Source organism: Echinicola rosea, from assembly GCF_005281475.1.
Taxonomy (GTDB): Bacteria; Bacteroidota; Bacteroidia; order Cytophagales; family Cyclobacteriaceae; genus Echinicola; species Echinicola rosea.
The window spans coordinates 3,539,042-3,551,037 of the sequence record NZ_CP040106.1 but is presented as its reverse complement, the minus strand read 5'-3'; the positions used below and the strand labels follow the sequence as shown (position 1 = coordinate 3,551,037).

General features: G+C 43.2%; 10 protein-coding genes. 5 read left to right on the top strand and 5 right to left on the bottom strand.

Annotated elements, in window-relative coordinates:
* Positions 1-209: 209 nt before the first annotated feature.
* Positions 210-1,124 carry a DUF3078 domain-containing protein gene (locus FDP09_RS14150; protein ID WP_137403289.1) on the bottom strand — a complete coding sequence of 305 codons (915 nt, stop codon included), beginning with the start codon at positions 1,122-1,124 and terminating at the stop codon, positions 210-212.
* 48 nt (positions 1,125-1,172) lie between these two features.
* Here FDP09_RS14150 and FDP09_RS14145 point away from each other — a divergent pair, with 48 nt between their 5' ends.
* From FDP09_RS14145 to FDP09_RS14125, 5 genes are all read left to right on the top strand, one after another.
* Positions 1,173-1,448 (top strand): DUF202 domain-containing protein, encoded by a 276-nt coding sequence (locus FDP09_RS14145; RefSeq protein ID WP_137403288.1) that lies wholly within the window; start codon positions 1,173-1,175, stop codon positions 1,446-1,448.
* 3 nt (positions 1,449-1,451) lie between these two features.
* Positions 1,452-3,239, top strand: a complete 1,788-nt coding sequence (locus tag FDP09_RS14140; protein WP_137403287.1) for an SLC13 family permease — start codon at positions 1,452-1,454, stop codon at positions 3,237-3,239.
* A 62-nt stretch (positions 3,240-3,301) separates the two neighbouring features.
* Complete coding sequence (locus FDP09_RS14135; protein ID WP_137403286.1) at positions 3,302-4,294, top strand: TerC family protein; 993 nt, start codon at positions 3,302-3,304, stop codon at positions 4,292-4,294.
* Between the two features lie 63 nt (positions 4,295-4,357).
* Positions 4,358-4,567 carry a hypothetical protein gene (locus tag FDP09_RS14130; protein WP_137403285.1) on the top strand — a complete coding sequence of 70 codons (210 nt, stop codon included), beginning with the start codon at positions 4,358-4,360 and terminating at the stop codon, positions 4,565-4,567.
* 88 nt (positions 4,568-4,655) lie between these two features.
* The gene (locus FDP09_RS14125; protein WP_137403284.1) at positions 4,656-5,537 is read left to right on the top strand and encodes a Ppx/GppA phosphatase family protein; all 882 of its coding nucleotides are present in this window, start codon (positions 4,656-4,658) and stop codon (positions 5,535-5,537) included.
* A 33-nt stretch (positions 5,538-5,570) separates the two neighbouring features.
* Here FDP09_RS14125 and ppk1 read toward each other — a convergent pair whose 3' ends face one another.
* The 4 genes from ppk1 to FDP09_RS14105 form a co-directional block, all read right to left on the bottom strand.
* Positions 5,571-7,706, bottom strand: a complete 2,136-nt coding sequence (gene ppk1, locus FDP09_RS14120) for a polyphosphate kinase 1 (RefSeq protein WP_137403283.1) — start codon at positions 7,704-7,706, stop codon at positions 5,571-5,573.
* A gap of 179 nt (positions 7,707-7,885) precedes the next feature.
* A complete protein-coding gene (gyrB, locus tag FDP09_RS14115) occupies positions 7,886-9,844 on the bottom strand; it encodes a DNA topoisomerase (ATP-hydrolyzing) subunit B (RefSeq protein ID WP_137403282.1) in 1,959 nt (652 codons plus the stop codon).
* 137 nt (positions 9,845-9,981) lie between these two features.
* Positions 9,982-10,362 (bottom strand): CoA-binding protein, encoded by a 381-nt coding sequence (locus tag FDP09_RS14110; protein ID WP_137403281.1) that lies wholly within the window; start codon positions 10,360-10,362, stop codon positions 9,982-9,984.
* Positions 10,346-11,935: an NAD(P)/FAD-dependent oxidoreductase gene (locus tag FDP09_RS14105; RefSeq protein WP_137403280.1), complete on the bottom strand. Its 1,590-nt coding sequence runs from the start codon at positions 11,933-11,935 to the stop codon at positions 10,346-10,348. Before FDP09_RS14105 ends, FDP09_RS14110 begins: the two co-directional genes overlap by 17 nt.
* Between the last annotated feature and the right edge of the window lie 61 nt (positions 11,936-11,996).

Below are 11,996 nucleotides of genomic sequence, written 5' to 3'. Positions count from 1 at the left end.
GGTTTATCCATTAGAAAACTGGCAGTGCTCATTTTTTTGCATTAGATCGGTAATTATCGCAAATAGCATTCGATAAAAAGAAAAAAGCAGGGAAAAATCCCCTGCTCTTTACTTTGAAAACTAAACCAACTATTATTTAACTACCACAGTTAAACAAAAATAATAAATTCCGTGAACAAACAAAATATTTATCCAAAAAGGAATGTTATCTACTCTTTTTTGTTACTCACCTTATATAGTAATCCGAGAGCCAATCCTTGGCTATATTGAATACCTGGATCTTGATCATAATCATACAGGTTTATGCTTGTAAAAGTCACGCTGATGATCTCCGTTATTTTGGCAGTAAGCGTTACATCCAGTCGATGATCAATCTTCTGAAAAGACAAAGTTTCATAATTTGCATACATCTGATACCTGGAAAGGATGTTGAAGTTTTCACTGATATCTTTGTCCCACTCCGCAAAAAGCTGCAGGGCCAACCACTCTGTTCTTACTTTTTCCCCTACTGGTACACCATAATTTTCTTCGACATTATCAGCGATGGATAAATCCGTCACAAATGTCCATCTAGGAGAAAATGGCCCGATTCTTAGCACAAAATCATCATTGGGCTTATACTCAAAACCCAAAGAAGTGGTCAAATATGCAGGAGCCATAAACCCAGATATCAAAGTTCTTGGATCTTCATCATAATTATAGCCATTGGCAAATTGCGAAAGGAAGTTTGCAGAAAAATAGGCATCCCAATGCTCTGACACACTATAGCCTACTTTAGAGTCCAAAAATATCCTATCATTGGATTTTCTACCGTCTTCACCTTCATTCTTCACCACCCCATAAAGCAATTCCAACTGATTGTCCCAGCTCCACTTTCCTTTGAGGTAATTTGCCTTTCCTTTAAGGATACCGCCCATTGCGACGGAGTTTACACCACCAGCAGACCAGTTGCTACTAAAAGCACCTTGGTTAAAATTAAGTCCTGCTGAAAATTCTTTTGTCCAATAAGTGGTATCTGTAGCCACCTGGGAAACACTGTCAGATACATCCTGTGCGTACGTTCCTATGGACAGTAAGGAAGCGAAGGACAAAACGGCAACAAATTTCTTCTTCGAAAAAAACATTTTTGATAGATTTATTATGATATTAATATAAATATACGCTCCAAAATTATGGAAAAAGAATCTGAAAATGAATTAATAGTAAGAGATTATCTGGCTCGTCAGCGAACTAAATTGGCCAATAACCGAACACTGCTATCCTATATTCGAACCAGCCTGTATTTTTTGGTCAGTGGTACTGCCTTGGTCAAGGTCGAGGACTTGGAAAATATAAAAGGGCTAGGTTATCTTTCATTTGGAATTAGTGTCGTATTTTTAATCATTGGATTCATTAATTTTTTTACAATCAGAAGAAAAATTAAAAGGGGCCATTATGCTAAAATGTAACTTATGACACCCGAAATCATCACAGTGCTCTCGATCATCGCAGTCGCGATGGCATTGTTTCTCTCTGAAAAATGGTCTATTGACACGGTATCCATCATGGTCATGGTGGCCTTTATGACCACTGGCATTCTTACTTTTGAAGAAGGAGTGGCAGGATTCAGTAACCCGGCTACCATTACCGTTGGTGCCATGTTTGTGATCAGTGCGGCAGTATTCAGGACAGGATCCCTGAACACCATCAACATCCTTTTCCTGAGAATGGGTAGAAAAAACGAATACGCTTTTATGTTGACGCTCATGGTCTTTTCGGGAGTTTTATCAGCTTTCATTAATGACACTGCCGTCGTCGCCCTTCTTATGCCCACAGTGCTGAAAATTGCAAAAGACACTGGCATTACTCCATCTAAGCTCCTTATGCCACTTTCCTTTGGAGCGCTGATGGGTGGGGTCTGTACCTTACTGGGAACCAGCACAAATATCCTCGTCAGTGGTATTGCACAAAGCCATGGCGCCAAACCTTTCGGGATTTTTGAAATGAGCGGGATGGGCCTCATCTTTCTGGCCACTGGGATTGCCTATATGATGATCATAGGACAATGGCTAATTCCAAAACGCCAGCCCTCTCGCAATATTTCTGAGACCTTTGACATGGGGGATTATATCACCGAGATCTTTGTCACCAAGAAATTTGAGGACACCGGCAAATCCATCAAAATGTCCCGATTATTCACTGACTACAACATGGATCCCATCCAGATCATTCGTAAAACCGGGGAAGTGATCAACGCTTATAAATATACTGTCATCCGAGAGGAGGACACCATCAGGGTCCGCTGTGACAAGGAAACACTGACCCAAATCAGAAATATCCAAGGCATTGAGCTCAAAATAGACCTAAAGCTTAAGGATGAAGATTTTCGCTCACAGGGCCACAAACTCTATGAAATGGTAGTCCCTCCAAATTCCAGTTTGATCAACAACACCGTCAAATCAATTGACTTTAGAAGAACCTACCCCGGCCTCACTGTTTTGGCCATCAGGCACCGAAATGACATCCTCCACACAAAACTCAAAAACACCAAAATATCTGCTGGAGACGTCTTGCTCGTCCGTGGTGATGAAGAAATGGTCGATCAGCTCAAAGGAAGTGACAGCCTATTGGTCATCTCGGAGGACACCTCCCCCAGAATGGTATGGAAAAAGATCGCCTTTACGATGTTCATTGTGGTCGCTGTCATTACCACGGCCGCATTTAAGGTGCTGCCGATTCCGATTGCGGCGATTTGTGGGGTGGTCTTACTCATCTTGTTTAAATCCATTTCTGCCGAAGACGCATACCGTTCAGTGGACTGGAAAGTGCTCTTCATGCTGGCAGGCATCTTATCCATGGGGGCTGCTCTGGAAAAAACAGGAGCGGCCAATCTTCTCGCCGATACGCTAGTGGACCAATTGGGTGATTTTGGCCCTAGGACCATCATGAGTGTGGTTTTTTTAGTGACCTTCCTTTCTACCAATATCATGTCCAACAACGCTACTGCCGCCCTCTTGGCTCCTATTGCCATCAGTATTGCATCAGCGCTGGACGTCAGCGACCGCCCCTTTCTGATGGCGGTGACCTTTGCCTCATCATTGAGTTTTATGACCCCCATGGGTTATCAGACAAACACCATGATCTATACACCCGGCAATTACAAATTTGCCGATTATCTGAAAGTAGGCACGCCACTAAACATCTTATTTTGGATCATTGCCACATTTTGTATTCCAATATTTTTTCCTTTTGATAAGTAAGGAAATGCGCATGTGTAAACAAAAAAATCCAGCTACATTTGCAACTCAACCCCTTGTAAATTGTGAAATACATCCAAGAAGAAAGTACCACCTTGATCATTTTTGGAATCCTGATTATTGGACTCCTATTGGTTGACCTTTTTATATTCAACAAAAAGTCGCACAAGGTCACCATCACAGAAGCACTCAAATGGTCCGTGATGTGGATAGGCCTGGGAGTACTATTTGGAGGGTATATCTATTTTGATATGGGAATGGAAAAAGCTTCTCAATACTACACGGCCTTCCTTATCGAAAAAGCCTTGAGTGTTGACAATCTTTTCGTCTTCATCATGGTCTTCAAGTTTTTCAAAGTCCCCGATGCTTATCAACACAAAGTCCTCTTTTACGGTATATTGGGTGCCATATTTATGCGTGCAATATTTATCTTTTTCGGTGTCACGCTAATTGAGCTCAGTTACCTTCCTCCTATTCAAGTGGCCGGCCATACCATAGAAATCAATGCGGTCATGACGCTATTTGGTATTTTCCTCATCTATGCCGGCTGGAAATCATGGCAACCGGACGAAGAAGATTCTGGTGACTATTCCGGTTCAATCGGCACGCAACTCATCCATAAGCTGTTTAAAGTGACCCCTGATTTTCATGGCGATCGCTTCTTTACCGTAATCAATGGTAAGCGCTACGCTACTCAGCTGCTTGTCGTTGTAGCGGTAATTGAATTTACCGACTTGCTGTTTGCAGTGGACAGTATTCCTGCGATTTTTGCTGTATCCAAAGACCCGGTGATTCTATATACCTCCAATATTTTCGCCATATTAGGCCTGAGGGCATTGTATTTTCTATTGGCGGGAGCTTTTGACATGTTCCATTTCCTGAAGCACGGCCTGGCCTTTATTCTGGTTTTTATCGGTATCAAAATGGTCATCGCCCCCATTTATCACTTCCCCAGTATCCTTTCTCTAATCATCGTAGGGGTGATTTTGGCTTTGTGCATCATTCTTTCGCTCTACCGTTATAAACTCCAAAAACATGCCTCTTCATCCAATAATTAATAACATATGATGGTGATTTGGTAAGTTTTTTGTAGCGGATAGGACATCATTAACTTGTTTGGTATGAAATTAATCGGAATAATTCTCATCATCATAGGAATTGCTATGTTTACTTTTACCGGGTTTTCATTCAAAACGGAAGAAACCGTCATTGATGCAGGTCCCATTGCGATCAACAAAACCGAAGACAACAACATCGGATGGCCTCCCTATGCAGGTGGAATAGCCATTGCTAGCGGGATTATACTATTGGCAATATCACGTAAAAAATAACTTCAAATCGAAAATTCGCTATCAATTTCTTTTAAAATTTTTAATTTTACTCCATAAAATTTAACAAAACCACTAACCTAAAGATAGTTTGAAGTTAGCAGCAGTAGATATTGGATCCAATGCCATTAGGCTCCAAATCACACATGTCACCCATCACCAAGCGCAAATTAATTTTAAAAAGCTGGAATATGTTCGTTTTCCGCTTCGTCTCGGCAAAGATGTTTTTCACAGCAAAAAGATTAGTGAAGAAAGTAGGGAAAAATTCATCAAATTGATGAAAGCTTACAAATTACTCATTGACCTCTATGAGGTAGATGATTACATGGTATGTGCCACATCAGCGATGAGGGAATCAGAAAACGGCCGGACAATTGCCCAACAAGTGAAGCAGGATATCGGCCTAAAGATCCAGATCATCGATGGCAACAGAGAAGCTGACCTGATCAATATCGCTCTCTGGAATTACATTGACCATAAGCCTTATTTACACATCGATGTAGGTGGGGGAAGCACAGAACTCAACATCTACCAAAACCGTCAAAAAAAAGCCTCCAGATCATTCAAAATAGGCTCAGTAAGGTCACTTGACCACAGGGAATCTCCCAAAGTATGGAAAGCCATGAAGGCTTTTATCCAAGAAAACATCGATAAAAAACATGCCATTACCTGTATTGGGACTGGTGGAAACATCAATAAGGTTTTTGAGCTATCCAAACCAAGAAAAAACAAGCGTTACCTAGATTTTGAAAAAATAAAAGAGATCCAAGCTTATTTGGATTCATTTACCTTTGAAGAACGTGTAAATGTCCTCAACCTAAACCCTGACCGTGCCGATGTGATTATTCCTGCCACTACCATCTACCTTACTGCTATGGAAGCGGCCCATTCGCGAAGAATGATCGTTCCTGACGTTGGCCTAAAAGACGGGGTCATGAATGTGCTCTACGAGCGTAATAAGGATAAAGCATAAAAAGAAAGCCGGAAAAAATTTCCGGCTTTCTTTTTAAAGTAACGATACATTTTCGACAATGTCAGGTGTAACACGATAAAACTCCTTATGGATGTTAAACTCCTGTTCGCCCTCTTCAGGTGATTTGGCGAGATATGAACCGTCTTCCTGCATAATATAGGCGTTCACATTGTCCTTTAGGTTATACGCCAGTATGTTCATCAACTGTTTCTCCAAAAAAGGATCCTGTACACGGAAAAGTGATTCAAGCCTCTTTTCAAAACTTCTCACCATCATATCGGCACTTCCCACGTACGTACGGGAATCACCGTTGTTATGGAAATGGTATATTCTGCTGTGCTCCAAAAAATCCCCGACGATGGAATATACCTCAATATTCTCACTTAGTCCTTTTCTTCCTGGTCTCAAACAGCAAATACCCCGAACAATTAACTTGACGGGCACACCACTCTGACTGGCACGATAAAGGGCATAGATGATCTCACTATCTTCCAAGCTATTTACCTTGATGACAATTCCGCATGGCAGTCCCCTTTTTGCATTTTCTGCCTCGTGCTCTACAAATTCGATCAGTTGTTTTCGCATCCCTTGAGGTGCAGTGATCAGGTTTTTATAATTGGAAGGCATCGAGTGGCCAGTAATAACATTGAAAAACTCCGACACGTCATTCGCCAATACTTCGTTGGTGGTCAACAAGCCTAAGTCCGTATATAGCTTTGAAGTATCTTCATTGTAATTTCCAGAGCCAAGGTGCACGAACCTGGTTACCTTGTTTTCATCCTTCTTCACGATAAGCAACAGCTTGGTATGGGTTTTAAAATTACTAACCCCATAGATAACGAAGCAGCCTGCTTTCTGAAGCCGCTTGGCTTCCTGCATATTATTCTCCTCATCAAACCGTGCCTTTACTTCAAATAACACCGACACGTGTTTGCCATTTTCCACTGCTCTGAGAAGTGCCTGCGTGATCCCGGAATTCTTGGCCAGTCGGTAAATGGTCATTTTGATCGCCATTACACTTGGATCCTCCGCTGCTCTGTGCAACAAATCCATAATGGGTTCCATGCTGTTATAGGGATGATGCAGCAGCACATCCTTTTGCTTTAGCACTTGGAAAATATCCTGCCCACCAGTAAGGGGGTAGCTCAGCGGCGGCACCTGTGTTGGTGGTTGTGGAATACGGTCCTTGAACCGCTTGTTTCCAATTATCTGCCAAAAACTGGTAAAATCCAGCATGCTCTCCTTTTTGATCTTAAAGACGGAGTCATTTTGAAGATTCCATCGCCCCTTCAGCAAATTCATCATCCACTTGCTATAGCCTTCTTCCACTTCGACCCGAACCACACGACCTGTTTTACGCTCGTTTAGTTTTCGCTTTACTTCCTCCAGGAAATTGGAGTCCATGTCTTCCGTTTCCTCCAAGGTAAAGTCCCCATTTCTGATGACCCTAAAGAGGTTTATACTTTCTATGATAACATTCCTGAACAGGGAAACGATATGTTCGCGGATTACCTCTTCTATGGGAATATACACCATATCGTCCTCACGCTCGATCTCAAAAAACCTTGGGATATTAGAAGGGATTTGTACAAAGGAGAGCTTCCTATTGTCCTTCTTGTCGCCGGGATTGATGGTCACCACCCCGAAGATCAAGAGCTTGTTCATCAGAATCGGGAAGGTATGGTATCCATCAAACACCATTGGTGTCAACATCGGATAAACTGCCTTGTAAAAATATTCCTTGATGATCTCTTGCTCTTCCTCGCTGAGGTTTTGAACATTGCTAAGTTCAAATCCCGACTCCTTGGTTTTTGGCAATATTTCATGTAAAAAATGATCATGCTGGGCAAAATGAAAACCTTGTGCATCATCCATTAGTTTGGCCTTAAACGGGTCTTCCCTCAAACCTGAATAATCAATTCGCTCTTTATCATAATCCAGATAATTATAGAGAGATCCCACCCTAATCATAAAAAACTCATCAAGATTAGACGCTGTAATTGCTAAAAACTTCAACTTCTCAAAAATCGTTCTTGACATCTTCTGAGATTGGTCCAGCACCCGGTAATTAAATTTGATCCAGCTAAGGTCTCTACTGATCAAGTCACTACTCTGGATTTTGATATCCATCTTATCTCTCTCTGAGGTCTCCATTGTATGCTGCTCCATAATTTTTTTTCTCTTTAATATCCAACGCCTTGTCTCTGAGGCCACCTAAAACTTCCTGTTTTAGCCTTGCCATCCTGACGCTATCTGGCGCTGGAAAAATACTGATAAAAATGCAAAAATAATATAAGTAAAAAGGGGCATATAGCCCCTGAAAATTAATTTTATATTAACCTTTCAAATCAGGTGTCAATTTTAGCATATTTAGCGTTCTTTTCGATAAACTCCCTTCTTGGAGCTACCTCATCACCCATCAACATACTGAACAAATGATCTGCTTCTGCAGCAGATTCAATGGTCACTTGCTTCAAAGTACGGCTTTCCGGATCCATGGTAGTGGTCCACAGCTGCTCAGGATTCATCTCTCCGAGCCCTTTGTACCGCTGGATGCCTACATTTTCCGTTTTACCGTCCCCGGCCATTTCCTTGGTGAGCCTGATCCGCTCGTCCTCACTCCAGCAGTAACGTTCATCTTTGCCTTTCTTTAACAGGTATAACGGAGGCAATGCAATGTAAACATAGCCATTTTCGATCAATGATCTCATGTACCTAAAGAAAAGGGTCAAAATCAAGGTCCTAATGTGAGAGCCATCAATATCGGCATCGGTCATAATGACAATTTTATGATACCGCAAATGGGTCAGGTCAAGCTCTTTCTCATCCTCGGCCGTTCCAAACTTAACGCCCAAAGCGGTAAGAATGTTTTTTATTTCGTCATTATCATAAATTTTATGTTCATGAGCCTTCTCCACATTCAGAATTTTACCTTTTAGTGGCAAAATTGCTTGAAAATCACGGTCCCGACCTTGCTTAGCAGACCCACCGGCAGAGTCACCTTCGACCAGGTATAGCTCACAGACCTCAGGATTGGTATTGGCACAGTCGGCCAGTTTACCAGGAAGTCCGCCTCCACCGAGAACGTTCTTTCGCTGCACCATTTCCCTGGCCTTTCTTGCCGCATGCCGCGCCTGTGCTGCCAAGACTACCTTACCAATAATAATTTTGGCTTCCTTGGGATGTTCCTCAAGCCAATATTGGAGCACCTCTGAAACCGCACTGTCCACCGCACTTACCACATCGGAGTTACCAAGCTTGGTCTTTGTTTGGCCTTCAAACTGCGGTTCAGCTACTTTTACTGAAATCACGGCGGTAAGCCCTTCTCTAAAATCGTCTCCTGACACATCAATTTTAACTTTGTCCAGCATGCCAGATTTATCGGCATAGCCTTTCAAAGTCCTCGTCAATGCCCTTCTAAATCCTGAAACGTGCGTTCCGCCTTCATAAGTATTGATGGTATTGACGTAAGAAACCACATTTTCGGAGAAAGATGAATTATAGCTCATGGCCACTTGCACAGGGACTGCGCTTTTCTCTGACTCTATGTAAATGGGCTCTTGGATGATTTTTTCTCTGGTTTCGTCCAAGTACTCTACGAATTCTACCAAGCCTCCCTCAGAGAAAAATTCATCTGACTTAGGATTGCCATCATCATCCAACTCCCGCATGTCTTTCAGGAAAATCCTTACTCCTGCATTCAGGAAGGCCATTTCCCGCAAGCGGTTAGCGATAGTCTCATATTTATATTCAGTGATATTGAATATTTCTCCGTCTGGAACAAAGTGAATAGTCGTACCACGCTTGTCGGTGTCTCCGATTTCTTTCACTTGGGTCTGCGGCACTCCTCTGGAGTATTCCTGCTCATAAATCCTTCCATTCCTATAGACGGTAGCTTTAAGGTGAACGGAAAGGGCATTCACGCAGGAAACCCCCACGCCATGAAGCCCACCTGAAACTTTATAGGTGTCCTTATCAAATTTACCTCCTGCATGCAATACGGTCATCACGACCTCAAGCGCAGAACGCTTTTCCTTTTCGTGCATGTCCGTCGGAATCCCACGGCCATTGTCCTGCACTTGAACTGAATTATCTTCCAGGACAGTGACGTGAATCGTATCACAGTGGCCGGCAAGGGCCTCATCAATGGAGTTATCGACCACTTCCCAGATCAGGTGATGGAGGCCTTTTACCCCTACATCACCAATATACATGGCGGGTCTTTTCCTTACCGCTTCTAATCCTTCTAAAATTTGAATATTCCCTGCGGAATATCCCCCTAAATTCGACGCTTGTTCTTTACTCATAATTGGATTTATAAAAGAATAAAGAGGATTTTAACCCCTTGCTTCATTTTCAGTTTCAGCCTCTAATAATACGACATTTTTGCCACAAAACAGCGATAAAACCCCAAAAAATCACCACTCATTATGTACTGGAATCGTTAAAATTGCCCCGTCCTCAACATCACCAAAGTACAAGCCTCTACCACTGCAATTCCTTTCTGCTCCAAAAATACTTTAAACGACTGATTTTCAGAACCAGGATTGAATATGACGCGCTCCGGCCGTAGCGAAAGGATGTAGTCTTTCCACTCCTCTTGATGGCTGGGGTTGATATACATGGTCACTGTATTCACATCAGGAACGGCCGGTTGTATCTTAAGGTCCAAGATATCCTCACCTAATACCTTCCCACCATGAATACTCAGGGGAACAAAAGGATGTCCATGCTCTTTGAGCATTTTTGCTGCCAAAAAAGCATATCGCTGGGGATTTTCAGTCGCTCCTATAATTGCGGTCTTTTTGTTATTTACGTTTGCCATATTTTTCCATGATTTTTTCTGCACATCGTTCTCCATCCATAGCAGCAGAAACAATGCCACCTGCATATCCCGCCCCTTCTCCACAGGGGTAAAACCTGCTTACCTCGGGATGCTCAAAAGTCTCTCGGTCCCTGGGGATTCGTACTGGCGAAGACGTCCTGCTTTCCACCCCTATAATTTGGGCTTCATTGGTCAAATACCCTTTCATTTTTCGACCAAATCCTTTAAATGCCTGTCGCAATCTGGCTGATATGAATGGCGGCAACACTTCTGTCGCCATATTAACAGCTGCCAAACCCGGCTGGTATGAAGTATCCAGAAGGGATTGGCTAATTTTACCGTTCACAAAATCCTCCAGCCGCTGAGCAGGAGCTACCTGGGTACTACCTGCTGACTTCCACGCTGCTTTTTCAACATCTGCCTGAAACATCATCGCTGCTAACGCTCCATATTGCTGGTATTGGGAGGGGATATCTTCCAGTTCGACGGCCACCACGATGCCTGAGTTGGCATACTTGCTGTCCCGCCTGCTGGGGCTCATGCCATTTACTACCAACTCACCTGGCGATGTGGCTGCTGGAACGATAAATCCGCCCGGACACATGCAAAAAGAAAAGACACCACGTTCCTTGTCGCCAAACGTTGTTTGCTGTACCAACGCATAGGAAGAAGCAGGCAAGTACGCTCCTCTATCGTTGGAGCAATGATACTGAATCTGATCGATCAACTGCTGATCATGCTCCACCCTTACTCCCAGTGCAAACGGTTTTGCTTCCACAAGGATGCCTTTATGGTGAAGCAAATGAAAAATATCCCTCGCGGAATGTCCCGTGGCCAAAATCACCCCGGTACCATGGATACGCTCACCTTCGGCAGTCACCACTCCGGTCATTTCACCATTTTCTAGAATAAAATCCGTAACCTTCGTATCAAAAAGAATTTCTCCCCCTGCCTGCAAAATGCTTTCACGGAGTTTACTTACCAATAGTGGAAGCTTATTGGTACCAATATGGGGATGGGCGTCCACCAAAATGTCCTCACGTGCTCCATGAGCCACCATGATCTCTAAAATTCGACTGACATCGCCGCGCTTTTTGGATCGGGTATAGAGTTTTCCATCGGAATACGTTCCCGCGCCTCCCTCTCCGAAGCAGTAATTGGACTCGGGATTTACGATATGGTCCTTGTTGATCGCTGCCAAGTCTCGCCGTCGCGCCCTTACATCCTTTCCCCTCTCCAAAACGACGGGTCTTCCTCCCAACTCAATCGCGCGCAGCGCTGCAAAAAGACCGGCAGGTCCTGCTCCCACGATTATTACGGCATCCCCCTTACTTACATCGCGATAATCAGTAGTCGCGGTAATCCTGGATGGAGGGGTTTCATTGATAAAAATTTCCGCCCTAACATTAACCTTCACCTTACGCCCCCTAGCATCAATCGAACGTTTTAGTGGCCTTATTCCAATGCTATCTTTAGCAGGATCCAAGCCAGCGGATTGGCAAACTGCAGCTTCAAACCTTCGCTCATCAAAGGCCTCTTCAGGGCTTAGTCTAAGCTGTATTTCTTTTCTCATTTTGTAAGGTTTTTATCCTTAAAATCTGGTTTCAACTTAATAATCCTGCACCACAGCTCCG